Annotated in this window: 13 protein-coding genes; all 13 read right to left on the bottom strand. The window is 47.6% G+C overall.

Annotation, left to right across the window (positions count from 1 at the left end; translation table 11 throughout):
- Positions 1-62: 62 nt before the first annotated feature.
- Positions 63-689: a sugar transferase gene (locus tag QLQ83_RS12370; protein ID WP_282735829.1), complete on the bottom strand. Its 627-nt coding sequence runs from the start codon at positions 687-689 to the stop codon at positions 63-65.
- Between the two features lie 103 nt (positions 690-792).
- On the bottom strand, positions 793-2,508 hold the full coding sequence (locus QLQ83_RS12365; RefSeq protein ID WP_282735828.1) for an ABC transporter ATP-binding protein: 1,716 nt from the start codon (positions 2,506-2,508) through the stop codon (positions 793-795).
- Positions 2,509-2,649: 141 nt separating this feature from the next.
- On the bottom strand, positions 2,650-4,962 hold the full coding sequence (locus QLQ83_RS12360; protein WP_282735827.1) for a polysaccharide biosynthesis tyrosine autokinase: 2,313 nt from the start codon (positions 4,960-4,962) through the stop codon (positions 2,650-2,652).
- Between the two features lie 21 nt (positions 4,963-4,983).
- Entirely contained in the window at positions 4,984-6,090 is a 1,107-nt protein-coding gene (locus QLQ83_RS12355) for a DegT/DnrJ/EryC1/StrS family aminotransferase (protein ID WP_282735826.1), read from the bottom strand.
- On the bottom strand, positions 6,087-6,962 hold the full coding sequence (gene rfbA, locus QLQ83_RS12350) for a glucose-1-phosphate thymidylyltransferase RfbA (RefSeq protein ID WP_326521410.1): 876 nt from the start codon (positions 6,960-6,962) through the stop codon (positions 6,087-6,089). The genes QLQ83_RS12355 and rfbA overlap by 4 nt, the downstream gene beginning before the upstream one ends.
- Complete coding sequence (gene rfbB / locus QLQ83_RS12345) at positions 6,959-8,023, bottom strand: dTDP-glucose 4,6-dehydratase (protein ID WP_282735825.1); 1,065 nt, start codon at positions 8,021-8,023, stop codon at positions 6,959-6,961. The genes rfbA and rfbB overlap by 4 nt, the downstream gene beginning before the upstream one ends.
- 403 nt (positions 8,024-8,426) lie before the next feature.
- Entirely contained in the window at positions 8,427-9,602 is a 1,176-nt protein-coding gene (locus QLQ83_RS12340; protein ID WP_282735824.1) for a glycosyltransferase family 4 protein, read from the bottom strand.
- Positions 9,603-9,646: 44 nt separating this feature from the next.
- Entirely contained in the window at positions 9,647-10,330 is a 684-nt protein-coding gene (locus tag QLQ83_RS12335; RefSeq protein WP_282735823.1) for a hypothetical protein, read from the bottom strand.
- Positions 10,331-10,351: 21 nt separating this feature from the next.
- Positions 10,352-11,194, bottom strand: coding sequence for a putative nucleotide-diphospho-sugar transferase (locus QLQ83_RS12330; RefSeq protein ID WP_282735822.1), 843 nt, complete (start codon positions 11,192-11,194; stop codon positions 10,352-10,354).
- 27 nt (positions 11,195-11,221) lie between these two features.
- Positions 11,222-12,562 (bottom strand): hypothetical protein, encoded by a 1,341-nt coding sequence (locus tag QLQ83_RS12325; protein ID WP_282735821.1) that lies wholly within the window; start codon positions 12,560-12,562, stop codon positions 11,222-11,224.
- 77 nt (positions 12,563-12,639) lie between these two features.
- On the bottom strand, positions 12,640-13,599 hold the full coding sequence (locus QLQ83_RS12320) for a glycosyltransferase (protein ID WP_282735820.1): 960 nt from the start codon (positions 13,597-13,599) through the stop codon (positions 12,640-12,642).
- An 89-nt stretch (positions 13,600-13,688) separates the two neighbouring features.
- Positions 13,689-14,108, bottom strand: coding sequence for a hypothetical protein (locus QLQ83_RS12315; protein ID WP_282735819.1), 420 nt, complete (start codon positions 14,106-14,108; stop codon positions 13,689-13,691).
- A 621-nt stretch (positions 14,109-14,729) separates the two neighbouring features.
- Positions 14,730-16,343: a CocE/NonD family hydrolase gene (locus tag QLQ83_RS12310; RefSeq protein ID WP_282735818.1), complete on the bottom strand. Its 1,614-nt coding sequence runs from the start codon at positions 16,341-16,343 to the stop codon at positions 14,730-14,732.
- Between the last annotated feature and the right edge of the window lie 31 nt (positions 16,344-16,374).

Raw genomic sequence — 16,374 nt, 5'->3', positions numbered from 1 at the left:
TTGACCTGACGAAACTACGGGGGGTTGGCCCTCCAACTCCCGTCACGAGAACGTTGATCCTGTCAGTCATTTTCGTTGCCTTTTTTGTACGCCGACTTCGCACCCTGAAACCTCGGCATGCCTACATCATTGGCGTGGGAGATACCTTCACGAATGAACACCTTCCTGACCGTCAACAACAAGATCATGAGATCCAACCGGAAAGAGCGATGATCGACATACCAGATGTCGTAGTAGAACTTCTCTTCCCACGTGAGGGCGTTACGGCCATTGACCTGCGCCCAGCCGGTAATACCGGGGCGTACCTCATGACGACGGAACTGTACAGGGCTATAGAGCGGCAGGTAGTCCATCAGTAGTGGCCGAGGACCCACCAGGCTCATGTCTCCCCTGAGGACATTCCAGAGTTCAGGCAACTCGTCGAGGCTGGTGGCCCTCAGCCAGCACCCGAAAGGTGTCAATCGGCGATGGTTGGGCAGCAATGTACCGATCGTGTCGCGGTCATTGCGCATGCTGCGGAACTTCAGCATCACGAAGGGACATCCATGCAGGCCGGGGCGGATCTGCCGGAACAGTACCGGCGAGCCGAGTTGCCAGCGAACCAGCAGCGCTATCACCAGCAGCAATGGTGACAGCAGCAGCAGAACCACACCGGCCACGAGGAGGTCGAACCCACGCTTTGCACTCATCGTTTAATTTCTCGCATCGTAAAAACGATTAATGGCTTGACGAACATGCCGCAAAAAAGTGAGGAAATCTCAGCAGCGCTTATGGAAAGACACGTGATTCGACTCAGGCATGTATTGCCATGCGCTGAAACAGAATGTTGCTATCGACCAATTCATCATAGGTTCCATGATCTATCACATGCCCATTTTCAATGAGATAGATACAGTCACACTGTTTAACGGTCGCCAGACGATGAGCAATCATGATGATAGTCTTCTTGCCAGAAAAATCGTGTATCGCATCCATCACCAACTTTTCGGTAATGCCATCCAAGGCACTGGTTGCTTCGTCGAGAATCAGCACACTAGCATCATCATATAAAGCTCGAGCAATCCCGATTCTCTGACGCTGTCCTCCGGATAGCTGGATACCACGCTCGCCGACGCGTGTTTCCAGTCCCTCGGGAAGCTGATTTATTAGCTCATCCAGGCGAGCCATACTGGCGGCTCTCTTTACGCGAACATCATCGATTCGCTCCTCCGGAAGACCGAAGGCAATATTTTCCCGAATGCTGGCGTCAGCCAAAAAAATAGCTTGAGGAACGAACCCAAGGCTGTTTTGCCATGCCCGCTTCAGCCGTTCGTCGAGTGGTTGCCCATCAATCAGCAAGTCGCCGCTATCTGGCTCAATTAAAGCCAACAGGATATCAATAGCGGTAGACTTACCGGAACCGGAGGCTCCCACCAGGCCGATGACCTTATTAACCGGCACCAGGAGTGACAGCTCATCCAGTGCAGCTTCTTCCTTCCCCGGGTAGTGAAAGGACACATTACGAAGCTCAATCGTCTGATGAAGATCTAAAAAACCAGCCGCTGATGCGGGTAAAGGATCCTGATACTCTGCGTTACGACTTTCAAAAAGATCATCCCGGATACTGTCGAATGCCGCCAAATTTCCTCTGATAGTTGCAATACTAGTATAGATCTGCTGAAAGGCAGGCAAGAGTTTAAGTCCCGCGAGAGCAAAAACGGACAGCACCGGCAGGATATCCCCCAAGTTACCTTGATGTACTGACAGCAAATACAGCACCAGAAAGATAATCGAGCCGAAGGCGACAAGTTCCATGGCATAGCGAGGCACCTCCGACAGTGCCTTCGTTGTCCCTCGTGCTCTGCCCAGACGTCTGCTGGATTTTTCGAATCGCTGGTTGAATACTGGCTGGCGCCCCAATAGCAATGCATCCTTGATTCCGCCGAAACCTTCGGCCATCAATTTGAACCGCTCACGCTGGGTACGTGAAATTGCCTTGCCATTGGATACCAGCTTCCGACGTACGGTGCGATACAAAACAAAATAGACAAGGAGGAAGAGGATAACACCAGTTGACGCCACTACAGGATTGAAGATGAAAATGGCTATTGACATGAACAGGACCATGACGACCCTGGCATTCATCTTCATCATTGGCGCAATGATCTTATCGGTAATCCGCGAACACTCCTGCGAAATCTTGTTAGTCAACTGTGCGCTGCTTCCATTGGCATGGAACAACCAAGGCTGCTGCATGTAATGACGGTAGAGACGAGTGCTGAGTTCGGCACCTATCTGTTGCCCGTACATTGAGAGCCTCCATACAGTGAACATAGAAATACAGGAAGTAACGGTCAGCGCTGCGAGAACGGAAACCCCCATCCAGAACAGGAAGTCGGCGGGTGCGTCGAACCCAGTCAACGTATAGAGACGCGCCATGATGCCATCCCCCTCGAGACGGCTCATATCACCGACCAACGCCATGAAGGGGCCGATGGCCACTACCCCAGCCACCTCGGCGAAAGCCATGAGCACGACCAACAACTGTAACCGTAGGAGTCGTTTGCGCTGTTCACCAGCAAGGAGGTGATATAGATCCTTCAGACTAGAAATCATTGGCTGACCAGCCTTGATTTAGGTTGCTGAGTGAGTATCTTCCGACGCAGTAAGTCATGAATAGTTATATCCATAGCTGTAACCGTAGCGAGCAACGGCCTTACGTTCCATGGCATTGAGAATACTCCCCTTCACTATGACTCCCGCTGTCTCGAGGCGCTTCACAGTAAGTTGCACTTCTCTTACAGGATTCACCTGGAACCGAACTACCAGCAGTGTGGTACCGCATTTCGCACCAATTACCGCAGCATCCGTCACGGCCAGGACGGGTGGCGTATCAAAAATCACCAAATCATAGAGCCCAGTCACCTCATTGCAGAAGTGACTGAAGGCTTCCGTCATCAGAAGCTCCGAAGGATTGGGCGGCACAGCCCCTCGGGGGATATAGTCCAGGCCCTCGATGTTACTATGGCGAACAACCTCTTCGAATTTCGCACGGTCTGCCAGCAGTGCGGAAAGCCCATCACCATTGCGGTCACCAAAGGCATGATGCAGTTGCCCTCTACGCATGTCAGCGTCTACCATCAGCACCCGCAACCCTGCCTGGGCGCAAATAGCAGAGAGATTGACGGTCACGAAACTCTTCCCAATACCTGGACTGGGACTGGTGATCATCAAGCGATTGTCGTGACTTTCCAGCATAGCGAAGTGAAGGCTAGTGCGCAGACCGCGTAGCGCTTCAATAGCGGTATCTGTCGGAGCATTCTGGGCCAGTACACCGCTGACGATTTCCCGACCGTGGCGGTCACGGCGATGCTTGACCCTCTTGGTCAGCTGCTTTTGCTCACTAGAGAGAGGTACCGTGGCGTACACCGGCAAGTTAGCCTGTTCGAGTTGTTCCGGTAACTCAACCCCTCTATTGAGCAACCCACGCACTAGTACTATGCCTACTGCCAGAATGCCACCAAGCAAGGTAGCCAACATCACGACTCGCGCCTTACGAGGCTCTATCGGACCGGCATCGGCCACGGCATCATCGATGATGCGTACGTTACCAATGGTTCCCGCACGCGCCACCTGCAACTCCTGCATCCGGTTGAGTACATTGACGTAAATAGCCTGAGTGACTTCCACGTCACGAGTCCGGCGAACCACTTCCTGCTGCGCTTCCGGAAGATCGTCAACCTTGGCGTTCAGTTCGGCACGCTGCTCTTCCAGCTGTCGCTTCTGGCGCATCAGTGACTGATAGGTAGGGTGGTTGACCGTGTAACGCTGCGCCAAGTCAGCTTCCCTGAATTCCAGTTGATTCAACTGACTGTCAAGGGCAACGAACTGCTGAATGGCAGCCTGAGCCTCTGAGGTGAGGTCGACACTATTCTGGTTCGCGCGATACTCGTTGAGACTGTCTTCGGCTACTCGCAGCTGCGAGCGAAGCACAGGGGCCTGCTCTTCGAGAAATGCCAGACTCTCGTTGATCTCGGCTGACTGGCGGTGAACGTTCTGGCTGAGGAAGGTCTCAGCCACCGCATTTAAAGAATGTCGGATCTCGTCTCGGTCGGTACCAGTAAGGGTCAAGCGTAACATGCCGGTGTTGGCATCACGTGCTCCGCCCACTTCTTCGACGTTGAAGCGACTCGCCAGATCGCGAATGGCCGAGGTCCGTTTGTGCTTGTAGAGCGTGAACTCCGCCCCCTCAGGGGCTTCCATGGCATCTATCTGAAGCTCAATGTCCCCCTCGATGAAACGCGAAGGCTCACCAACCCGTCCTTCGCCTAGGGGCCTGGGGCTCTCGCCGTCCAGCCTCAGAGAGTAGCGGCCAGCTTGGCCTGCGGTCACGATCAGCGGGATGCCGCGCAAGTGTTCCACCACCTCCAGATATCCGAGCTCAAGCCATTCGCTGCCCCACACGACCGACTGGCCCTTGAGAACGCTGAGACTACCCTTCAGAGCATCAGGCAACGATATGCTGCCCTTCAAGGCATCGGAGAGGGACTCGGCAATAGCGATACTGCCCGTGTCGAAAGAAGGTCGTGGGATTCCTTGTCTCTGGATATATCTGCCAATGATCGGCAAGGCTTTCGGGATGACCTCCGTATCCAGCCCCATACGATCGACAACCTCACCCAGCACCATGCGCGACCGCAGAATCTGCACCTCTGCAGCTGTGCTACTCTCACTCTCCTCACCCCGTATACTCGTGGCTATCTCCTCAAGTGGATTGACAGTGCCCCGCCGCTCCACTTGCACTAAGGCATCACCACGATAGATCGGAGTAGCAAGCATCGCATACACCACTCCCATTGAAGCAAACACCAAGGTGATGAACAGGATCAACCATTTATGGTCCAACAGCAGGCCGAAGAGTCTCCCAAGATCGACTTCTTCATAGTTTTGATTCATCATTCTGTTCATGGCATCACCGTTCATATTGGTCGCCGAAGCATTACATCAAGAGGTTCTTGATACACATTTCTTGATTAGTTCACATACAAGTTCGACTTCAGCCATGCTCAGCCCGGGGAATACAGGCAAGCAGAGCACTTGTTCAGAAACCCTTCGTGATTTCTCTTGTATCGTATCGAAAGCTGCAATGTGCGAAACTGATTCTAGAGAGGGATAAAAGTATCTTCTCGGGAAGAAACCACGCTCCTCAAGGGCCTTTTTCACTTTGATGAGTTCTGCTTCATTATCAAACAAAACAGGAAAGTAAGCGTAGTTTTTCGTACAGCTGGGATTATGTCGCTGGAACCCGACCCACCCTTCCAGGGATCGTTGGTATTGGCTGCAGATTTCCATTCGCGACGCAATAATAGTGCCGATGTCATCTAGCACGCAAAGCCCCATGGCCGCCTGAAATTCGTTCATCTTGCAGTTAATACCGAGAGAAACAATACTCGAATCTTCTGATAAGCCAAAATTGATCATCAGCTTTGCCTTATCCAAGCTGTCACGATGCCGAAAGATGATGGCTCCACCCTCTATGGTGTGGAAGAGCTTCGTGGCATGAAAACTCAAGGTTGTGGCATCACCATGCTGGAGAATACTACGACCTTTAAACTTTACACCAAAGGCGTGAGCACCATCATAGATCACTTTGAGACCATGATGCTTGGCTATTCTGTCCAATGCCTCGATGTCACATCCATTGCCGAATACATGAACCGGAACCAAGCCAACAGTTCTTTCATTTATGTTCCGTTCGACCTGGCCAGGGTCCAGACACCAGGTTTCAGAGTCAATATCGGCGAAGACAGGCTGGACTCCCTCCCATTTGAGTGAGCTACTGGTAGCGATGAAACTAAAAGGAGTCGTAATGGCCTCAGAAGCTCGCTCGCCATCTCTTCCTAACCCTAGCGCACGGTATGCAACCTGCAGTGCAAGAGTGCCATTACCTACTAGCAATAGGTTGGTCACACCCAAATATTCTTCCAAGCGGAGGGTCAACTCTTTTAAAAGTTCACCATTATTTGTCAAGCAACAGCTTGAATATATTCTGTCGATATATTTATTCAACCTTGAACGATCGGGAAGATAGGGCCGCGAGACAGGAATCATAGCTCTCTCACCAAATCGAGAAGGTATTTCCCATAACCGTTCTTGGAAAGATCACTTGCAGTTTTCGATAGATCATTGACTGTAAGCCAACCGTTATTGAAAGCAATCTCTTCAAGGCATGCAATCTTGTAACCTTGCCGCTTTTCTATTGTTTCGACAAACTGTGACGCTTCGAGCAGACTCTCATGAGTACCGGTATCTAGCCAAGCAAACCCACGCCCAAGAACTTCAACTTTCAGCTTTTTATTCTCCAGGTATGCCTGGTTTATACTAGTGATTTCCAACTCACCACGGGAAGAAGGCTCGACCTGCTTGGCAAGCTCGATCACCTCGTTGTCATAAAAATAAAGACCGGTGACGGCAAAGCGTGATCTCGGATTTTTCGGCTTTTCTTCAATGGATACGGCTCGTTTATGATCATCGAACTCCACAACTCCAAAGCGCTCAGGATCCTTAACAAGGTAACCGAATACCGTTGCGCCCTCCTCACGCTCTGCAGCTTCCCTTAGTACCGGGGAAAATCCCGGACCATAGAAAATATTATCCCCAAGGGCCAAGCATACTCTGTCGTTTCCGATGAATGTCTCCCCGATGATGAATGCCTGAGCTAATCCATCCGGGCTAGGCTGAGCAGCATACGTCAAATTAATACCGAACTGACTTCCATCGCCAAGAAGCCTTTGGAAACAATATTGCTCATCCGGCGTAGTAATGATCAGAATGTCCTGGATACCTGCCAGCATGAGTACAGACAACGGATAGTAGATCATTGGTTTATCGTAGATAGGCAGCAGCTGCTTGGAGATACCCAACGTGATGGGATAGAGCCGTGTACCGGATCCTCCCGCCAGAATGATGCCCCTAATGCTCATGCGACCTCCCAACCCGGTATGCCTAGACGATCTCGTTGATAGCCGCCATCCTGAACCTTCCTGCACCAGTCAAGATTGTCGAGAAACCACTCGACTGTCTTGCGAATACCGCTTTCAAAAGTCTCTTGAGGCGTCCACCCCAGTTCTCTTCTAATCCTCCCAGCATCAATCGCGTAGCGTTGGTCATGCCCCGGACGATCGAGTACATGAGTAATGAGATCATGGTATGAATTTTCAGCGGGGCGTAATTCATCCAACAGGGTACAGAGAGTCCTCACCACATCAATATTTGTCCTTTCGCTGCTTCCACCGATATTATAGGTTTCGCCAAGCATCCCCTTTTCTGCAACCAAATGCAGAGCACGAGCATGATCTTCAACATACAGCCAGTCCCTGACCTGAAGGCCCTCTCCATAAATTGGCAATGGCTTCCTTTCCAGAGCATTCAATATCATCAAGGGGATCATTTTCTCGGGATAATGGTAAGGACCATAGTTGTTGGAACAGTTTGTCACCAACGTGGGCAAACCATACGTACGTCGCCAGGCACGAACAAGATGGTCCGCACTCGCCTTACTGGCAGCATAAGGCGAGCTGGGAGCATAGCGCGTCTCTTCCGTGAACCTTTCGGTGCAACTGCCCAGATCCCCAAAAACCTCATCGGTAGAGACATGCAGAAACCTGAAAGCCTTCTGCCGGGTAATGGACAGGTCAGACCAGTAACGTCTTGATACCTCTAGTAAGGTATAGGTACCAGTGATATTGGTGTCGACGAAGGCCCTGGGTCCATCAATGGAACGATCGACATGACTCTCGGCTGCCAGGTGCATCACAACATCCGGTTGATACCGTGAAAAAATGGCCGTTAACTTATTGGCATCACAAATATCCACTTGTTCAAATGCATAATTTGAGCTCTGCGACACCCCAAGCAAAGATTCCAGGTTCCCGGCATAAGTCAACTTATCGACGTTAACCACCTGGTTCGGCGTATTGGTGATGATATGGCGAACCAAAGCCGAACCGATGAAACCCGCACCGCCTGTTATCAAGTATTTCATAATAGTATGCAATGCCGGGTGTTGGGGAGGCGATAGAGCCTTCCGTTTGACCACGCCACCTCAGAGTAGAAAGGAGATGGCACCCATTGTAGTTTTGTAACCTGTAACTTCATAAAGATACATATCACTACAATGTACACATAATCTTACAAGAAATCCTGGCCTTTGCGTATACCATTTTCTTCATACTCAATATCGCAAAAAATCATGCTGCATATTGACTGTGTGAAGGATGCACTTTTCCATCTAATAGCGTGGGCGGCAGGTAAAAGGGGAGTCGCAGCGTCAAGCCGTGACCTCCTGCTGGCAGGATCCACGCCAAACTGCGATGAAACTAAAAAATCCAGAAGAATCAAACACATGAGATTCAAACCACTTGATAGAAATATGTTAGCCTCAACGCTCATTGAGTATCGTATATAAGCATCGAACGATAAAGATTCACCAGACCAGACCACACGACGACATTACTGAATTTCTTCGCCCAAACCGTCCCATTTTTACCATGCATTTTTCTCAAATCATCATCAACAATGTAGTCAGTTATCGCGCTGGCTAATGCACCAACGTTCTTCACTGGCACGAGCGTTCCATTGAATCCATCAGATACAGCATCCTTGGTGCCTGTGACGTCACAAGTCACTGTAGGTACACCCATCGCAGCCGCCTCGATCAGAACATTACCAAATCCCTCCCAATGCGCGGGTAAGACAAGGAGGTCCATCATGCGATAGTAATTCTCGATATCTTTTACAAACCCCAAACTGATAATATCCTCATCAGATTCTATACGCTGCATGGTCAACTCTGAAACACACTGCTGCCGTTCGGTAGGACCTATCAAGAGCAATTTTGCTCTAGGGTGTGATACCTTGATTCCTGAGAAAGCCTCAACGAGTTCATCAACGCCCTTTCGGTCAATGAGCCTGCCAACGAAGCCAATGACAAAGTCATCTGCTTTCACTCCAAATTGTTTTTTCAAATCATTCACGGGCGTCAAATCGGTTCGGCATGGATCAAATCTATTTAAATTAATACCATTACTACTCCCAATCCCATTCAACTTGTATTGCCCTGGTTGCAATATTCCATCTTCTAATCCCTTTTCACCAACGCTAGCGCTGATACAAACTACCTGCGTCGCAAGGAAGCAAGAGATTTTCTCAACACGTTTCATGATAGCGCAAGGGATGCCTGACAGGGACTCATGGCGAAACCCTCGTATTGTGTAAATTCTCCCACGAACACGACAGACATACGACGCTACCATACACAAGAAGCCGGCCTTGGGAGTCCCTGCATTAACAATATCTGGGCGGATCCGTATAAAAAGAAAAATAATACGAACAAGGGAAACAATATCTTTAAGAGGACTAGGGTCGCGCACCATGGGAATTTCATAGAGTCTGATTCCCTCAGATGAAGCCAGCTTTCTGACACTCTCGCCAGGAGAGGAAAGCAGGACCGGATCGAAACCATTGTCCTTTAAATAATTCAACTGTCCACGTACGAGCGTGGCACTACCTTGCGAGGTTATTGCTGTTACGACCACAGGCAACCCACTATTCTTTTTCATCATTTTCCACCACTCCCGTTGTCTTCTAGCATACAACTCCACTACAATTATTTATCATGAACGTATTCATTGATAGACGCTATAACATCAACAATATCGACCTCTCCGTCTACGTCATTAAATATTTCAATTGCAGAGAATTTATTGTTATCAACAGTAGCTTCGGTCAGCCTTTTCATTAGCCCGTTATCGAGATTCTTGAACCGATAGCCGGCGCCATCGATCAAATCTTTACGCATCTGGAGTCCGGATTCAAAAATTTCACGAGAAGCCACAACATGTACCTGTACAAGCCGGTGCCTCATGTAGGGACTATAAAGATCAATCAAGACTGACTTTATCCTTTCTAAATTTTTCTGATCTAGATTGGCCCAACACAGCTGGATAAATCCTTGATCAAGAATCACCACATCATATTTTCTAAGAGCATTCCTTAATCTAAAGTCAAGATAGAGAGCATTTACGAAGCTTGATATAAATCTGTATTTACTGCTGTCAGCCAATGCCTTCGCCAGCTGGTAATAAACACTGAAAAAACGTGTAAAATGAAAGCTCAGCGTATAGCATAGAACGCCAATTTTCATAAAACGCCCAGAACCCGCATGTTCTGAGGAAAACAAAGCCTTTACTTGCTTCTCAGGAAACAGAATAAGTGTACTGTTCAACAAAGCCATGCTTGCATGTGACTTGCCTGAACCTGGCTTACCCGTAAACTCGATTATACAGCTCATCAAGGGGTCCATCTTTGACGATTACAACTTTACAGGAGAGGAGAAGCGCCACATCACGTTTATTGAGAAAAACTTCAAAAGGTTCATTTTAGACTTTTTCAGCCTCCTCTTTTTTTGTAAGAAACAACGAGTCTCATTGGCAAATCCTTCATCAGAATCAATAAGCCGATCACACTCCAGTATCTTGTTAAAAAGATGATCACAAATATTTGTGGCATAATGGTATACGATGGTATCTTTCCTCCACTTACCTCTTCCGACCCCTGGATCGGTGGCATTCCACCTTTCTTCGAGGGAAAGAACACGAGCCCCAGTTTCGAAAATGGTTGGAACTAACGCTACCTGGTCATATTTGTTACCGAGCTGGAAATAATTGGCATTCCAACTTTTAAAAAATTGTATAGCCTGGTCAGTGTTTCTTATAAGCATTACTCCACTGTTCCAGTGAGGGAAATCACCTACCCTGTGGTTTCCCAGAACACGAACATCCCCTTTTCCTTTTCTTTTTTGTGGATAGCGATTTAACCTGAGACAGATATCGAAGTACTCTAGTATAATGTTGGCCATCGAAAGATCTCCCATGACAACTGTGTCACAATCCAGGAAGATCGTCTTCTCATATTCACTATAGCTCAATATATTGGTTTTCAAGTTCCTGTTATCATTCACATCAGCATCAACATATATCCAGCTATCATGATCATGGCGGAAGAATTCGACCTGTGATGGTTCTGTTTTCACATTGGTCACTATTGTGAAAGGTATATATGGATTACTATCAACCACACTTTTTGCCGACAACAGAGCCATGGCTAAATAAGGCCTCCCCAAGGCAAGATAAATCACACCCAGAGTTTTCGACATGACAATTACCTCAACGGTCTTTACGCATCAGCTGATGACATCTTGAGCACGCGAGAGTCGGATAGATAGAATTACTACCGTACTCATGACCCAAAAATAGGATTTATCAATATCTGAAGAAGACGAGAGAGCGAGCAGCGTATAAGCAAGAGTAGTAATAGCTACTGTGGAACGAACCTTCATGGATTGTAAAGCGAGCGTAAATATAAAATAACCAAGTACCCCGATTCCCACAATTCCAAAAGCTCCCAATGCTCCAACAATAAGTGAATGGGGGTTTCCCATACTTCCAATACCACTACCCATTAACAGTTGGGCGACGCTGACATTATTGAAGTGATTTCCCCACATATCGAGTCTAGTATTTGACTCAATAGAAGGGATACGGAATAGACGGAAATTGGAAACGCCAGAGTCAATAAAAGGCAGAAGGCCGGGGCCGTGAGCCGCCATGAGCATGGCAAGAAGAACGACCACGGTGATGCCAGTAACGGTCCAGATAATGGTACTGGCTCGCAACTTTCTCCCAAAAAAGAATAACTGTACAACTACAGCTAATGCGATGCCAAAAGACGCGGCGATCGCAGGCATTCGCGAGCCTGTGTAGAACATGCCTACTAAAGCTGCAATCCCCATAGCTCCCCAGGCAAGTTTGTCAAGAGCCTTTCCTGGAACAGAAATGACACCAGACATACAGGTGACGACAACAATCCCCAGTATATTTGAAAGGGAGCGCGGTGAGGATTCGGTATCACCAATCGATAGACCAAGCTCACCAGCCCGAGACAAACGAAATTCTTGTGAGGACAGCATACTAAGAGTCACAAACACGAGGATGATACCCACGCAACCAACCAAGTAAATTAGTGCTCTCATCAAGTCATTATTAAAGTATCGCTCCATCGCAACATGCGGATTTGAACTTGCCAAAATGCCGATGAACACTAGCACTGCAAGTAATGCAGCCAACCGATCAAGTCGGCCATCACCCCCTATAATGCCGATACTCACTTCGAGAATGGTAAAGGTTAAGATGAGCAACATGACACTGGCATCAATACGCAAGTTGTTGCGATCCAGAAGAGTATAAATCACCGCCCCTAATGCGCAACCCGCGATCAGAATCCATCCAAATTGGAGCCCAAATATAAACTCAATATTGTTGAGCGCAGCACCAATCAATAAGACAGGAAAGGCATATACTGGTGAGATGGCCGCAACAAATACTGCCAAAAGAAATCCTGCTATCGCGCCAACCCTTGCATCAGCAACCGCCACCATAGCTATTATGGCCGGCGGAAAAGACAGTATGATTATTCGGAAAAAAAAATACCGATGCGAGACTGGCATATTGATTGTATTGTCCATGTGCTACGCCTTCTAGTGCCTTGATTGATCAATTGCCGCCTAGAAAGACAATGATAACCAATACAAATGTTAGATAATTACCTTTGTTTATTTTTTTCACTCGCTAACCTTTTCTTCCTTCTTCCTATTGCAAGCATCTCGCGCAGGAAAAGAGCTCTAATCAAAAACTCTTTACATAAAGTGGAACGAGAGGATTGAGAAAAGACCTTTCTTAGATACATATTCCAGAAGGCTTCAGCATAATCATTCTTTCCTATTCTTTTGTAATATTTATATATCCAAAACCAGGAGTTTATCTGCTCGTCTGATCTTGAAACCAAATCCAGACCACTCCACATACCTCCTGAATGCACTGTATGGCACGCTGGCTGGATCTCAGGGTGAAAGTGGCTACCTCCATAATTTCCCAAAAGAGAGACAAGAAACTTGTCGTTATTTACTATCTTTCCCATTTCAGGAATTTCACCGAAATCAATATTTCTGAAGACAAGTGTCAGGTTGAGCATCCACGCCTTTCCAGTTGCCATTTCTTCAGCCGTGTAATCTCGGTGATGCTTCCTCAGCGTCCTTGAGTGCCTCAGTACATTTCCATCAGTATCGACAGAGCAAGAATCGTGTGCCGTAACAGAAATCTCTGGATGTCTATCGAGATACTGAGTCTGTATCTTTAACTTCTGAGGATCTGTCCAGTAATCATCCCCCTCGCAATAAGCAAGATATTTACCAATTGCCATTTTTCTCATAGCACCGAAAATCACGACTCCTCTTGAAAGCTGATTTTCTTCTTGGATAATGGTTTTTATGATGCGGGGATACAGCGCCTTATACTCTCTAATAATATCACTGGTTACATCGCTTGAGGCATCATCGTGAATGATGATTTCAAATGGTGCCCCCAAGTCTTGGCATAAAAAGGATTCAATGGCTCTCGCTATATAGTCAGCATGGTTATATGTCATGCATAAGATGCTTACGCGCGGCTGAAAGATGTCGCCGTCCCATGTCTCTATTATTTCCTTTTCGCTTTTCAGCTTCACGCCTATTTACCTCATCATTAAACAAACAACAGAAGCCACTGGTGAAAACAGTATAAAAACGTGTCGGCGCATCAACTTAATATTCAGCCTCAAGAATCAATGCATGACTTTTTTATACTTGGACTATCCTGAAGCTCGAGCATAAATCTTTTTATCTTATCTATTATGAAAGTTACGTCGGTTTCCATATCAATGGTCAGCGCCGGAAGGCCACTATCTTCCATCAGTCGTGCCAAGGTTGCACGCCCCTGCATCACTTGTATATTAAACGATAATAACTCATCATTCGACTTTCCTCGGTGGCAAGGCAACATTCTTCCAGCTGTTTTTTTTCTATACCGAATACGACTATTGATAGTCTCCGCAGTTGCCGTAAGATTAATGACGGCGCGATTATCCATGATCACATTGAAGTCAGTCGGATTATCCCTTGAAAGCACACAAAGCTCATTTGTAAAATGGTGGCTTAGTCCTTCATCGACCAACACCATTGATGGATAATTCGACATGTTGAGATCATAAAGTATCTTGGTCGCCTTCCTTTGCAGCACGTTGATGTCGTTCGATTGGCACGCCGCCATGGAAAGCAGGCGTGCCCTTGATGAACATACCGTTATTCTTTTATCGAAATTGAGCCGCGACGAATGTAAGATTGATCTATTTATCAAGGATTGGATCAGGTGCGATTTACCTATGCCTGGTGGACCAACGAGATCGATCAGGAAAGGGTGAGTAACTGGCTTTCCACATCGATAGGCATTGAAACCAGCCCTATTGTATAAGAAATTGGATATAGACGCTTTCATCACATGCCTTTAACTCGGAAGGTTTGCTTTCCAAAGATACCCAAAAGGGCCGATACTAAAGCATCAGATCGAAGCGCCTGTGGGCAAGATCAGGTGCAATGGTTATTCTCCAGAACTATAGTTGTTATAGAGAATCATAGGTAGTTGCCAGCTCTTCACCATTATAATTTATCTCACCTATGAAAACCGGCCAGTCAGAGAGAGTATAGACAAGATTTTTCAAGGGATTATAAGAGCGAGTGTCTACGTGGGCTGCGTTCCCTGACACCGTCTTGAAAATCACGGTACTGATATAAACGCAACAAGCCGTATGTACTATCTAGATTATTTGGGTATCAAGGGAAGAATGATACGCGAAGGATATTCACTACTGTGATATATAGTTTGCTCTGCAACACGCAGCTCGTCGTCTATACCCTGCTCATTTCCTGTATTAGGGTTACGGTCCCAGAGTGGGAAATTACTGCTTGTGATATGGACACGGATACGATGACCGCGGAGGAAGACATTGCTCGTCGGCTGAAGTTTCAACGTGTAGCTATATATCTTGCCTGGAACCAATAGCTTCGGCTCTTCCCATATAGAATTTCTGAACCTCGCCCGTATTATACCTTCTGTCAAATTATAAGCTGTTCCATCCGGATAAACATCAATCAACTTTGCAGTAAAGTCTGTATCCTTGGCAGAACTCGCTGCATAGAGGACAATCTCGATAGGCCCTGTCACTTCGAGATCCATTTCGAGAGGATCACTTGTGAAGACCAGTACGTCGTCACGTTTCTCGTTTGGCCGCTGATCGACAGCGCCGACCCGGATCAATTCCGGATGATCTTTTCCCAAGAAGGAATGATTGCCACCGAGTGTCGGAACGGGGTCTTCTGGATCGTATATGAAAGTGCTCGGTGCCTCGTTTTCGGGTGGAGTCGTATCCAGCCTGCCCAATCTCGAGCCATCAGGGCTGCGTAAATAGAACGGGGTAAATTCCGTATTCGGTAGCGGCCACTCGTCTATGAAACGCCACTCGTTGACGCCCATGGTAAATATCTGGATAGGAGGTTGTTCTTCAATGCCATTATCGATTTTCTTGATGACATGATCCAACCAGTCAATTGCCAGTTTGATATCGTTTTTCGACGCGTTGTGACCGAAACTCCTGTCACCGACCACACGATTTACATGGTCTGAAGGGTTGATTGCGATGCGAATATCCGAAACATGTCCACTTTCTCTCAACGATTTGTAATTCTCGAACGCTGCTCCAGCGTAATAATCATACCAGCCCGACATCATGAATACCGGTATTTTTACTCGATGGTACTTCCCCTTCAGGCTGATCTCTTTCCAAAAATCATCAAATTTTGAATGGCTAACATAATCTCGCCATAGGCGGTTCCTGGTCTTAGATACTTCCAAGTCTAGATCGATGAGTGGTAGGTAATTATACAATTCCTTCCATCCATAGCGACTCGCCTGCTTGGAATCTTGATATGCGCGCCCTGATGCAGTCATGGCCAATGTTAGAGCCCCATAGCATCGGTACACGCACTGCCAGAGATCTGCATTAATGCCTTGCGGAATAATCGCCTTCAAGTTGGGATGTTGTTCTGGCGCCACCAACCATTGAGTGGCTCCCCAATATGAACGCCCATACATCGCAATGTTGCCATCATTCCAATCCTGATTGCTGATCCATGTCAAGGTGTCATAACCATCTTCAGCATCATTAAAGAATCGATTTAGCTCACCCTCGGATGGTGCATGGCCTCGTGTCGCTTGCCCCACATAGGCGTAACCATTCGACGTGAATTCTGCTGCGTCCTCTGCCCTACCCGCTCGATAACCACGAGTCAACACCACAGGCAATCGAGCGCCCTCAGGAGATTTCTTGGGCAGCCAGACCCTGGTATATAGTTCAACTCCATCACGCATCTGGACCATGGTTTCAAGAGTCGGCATAGGATCGGAGCTA

Origin of the sequence: Halomonas rhizosphaerae (assembly GCF_030010555.1) — a bacterium.
Classification (GTDB): Bacteria; Pseudomonadota; Gammaproteobacteria; order Pseudomonadales; family Halomonadaceae; genus Halomonas; species Halomonas rhizosphaerae.
The sequence above is the reverse complement of the archived record's forward strand: the minus strand, read 5'-3'. Positions and strand labels throughout refer to the sequence as shown.

Excerpts from the sequence above, each read along its gene's own strand:
- QLQ83_RS12315 (WP_282735819.1), bottom strand. The coding sequence starts at position 14,108 with ATGTCGAATTATCCATCAATGGTGTTGGTCGATGAAGGACTAAGCCAC.
- QLQ83_RS12340 (WP_282735824.1), bottom strand. The coding sequence starts at position 9,602 with ATGATGAAAAAGAATAGTGGGTTGCCTGTGGTCGTAACAGCAATAACC.
- rfbA (WP_326521410.1), bottom strand. The coding sequence starts at position 6,962 with ATGAGCATTAGGGGCATCATTCTGGCGGGAGGATCCGGTACACGGCTC.
- QLQ83_RS12310 (WP_282735818.1), bottom strand. The coding sequence starts at position 16,343 with ATGGTCCAGATGCGTGATGGAGTTGAACTATATACCAGGGTCTGGCTG.
- QLQ83_RS12365 (WP_282735828.1), bottom strand. The coding sequence starts at position 2,508 with ATGGCTTTCGCCGAGGTGGCTGGGGTAGTGGCCATCGGCCCCTTCATG.
- QLQ83_RS12355 (WP_282735826.1), bottom strand. The coding sequence starts at position 6,090 with ATGATTCCTGTCTCGCGGCCCTATCTTCCCGATCGTTCAAGGTTGAAT.
- QLQ83_RS12330 (WP_282735822.1), bottom strand. The coding sequence starts at position 11,194 with ATGTCGAAAACTCTGGGTGTGATTTATCTTGCCTTGGGGAGGCCTTAT.
- QLQ83_RS12360 (WP_282735827.1), bottom strand. The coding sequence starts at position 4,962 with ATGAACGGTGATGCCATGAACAGAATGATGAATCAAAACTATGAAGAA.
- rfbB (WP_282735825.1), bottom strand. The coding sequence starts at position 8,023 with ATGAAATACTTGATAACAGGCGGTGCGGGTTTCATCGGTTCGGCTTTG.
- QLQ83_RS12325 (WP_282735821.1), bottom strand. The coding sequence starts at position 12,562 with ATGGACAATACAATCAATATGCCAGTCTCGCATCGGTATTTTTTTTTC.
- QLQ83_RS12370 (WP_282735829.1), bottom strand. The coding sequence starts at position 689 with ATGAGTGCAAAGCGTGGGTTCGACCTCCTCGTGGCCGGTGTGGTTCTG.
- QLQ83_RS12335 (WP_282735823.1), bottom strand. The coding sequence starts at position 10,330 with ATGAGCTGTATAATCGAGTTTACGGGTAAGCCAGGTTCAGGCAAGTCA.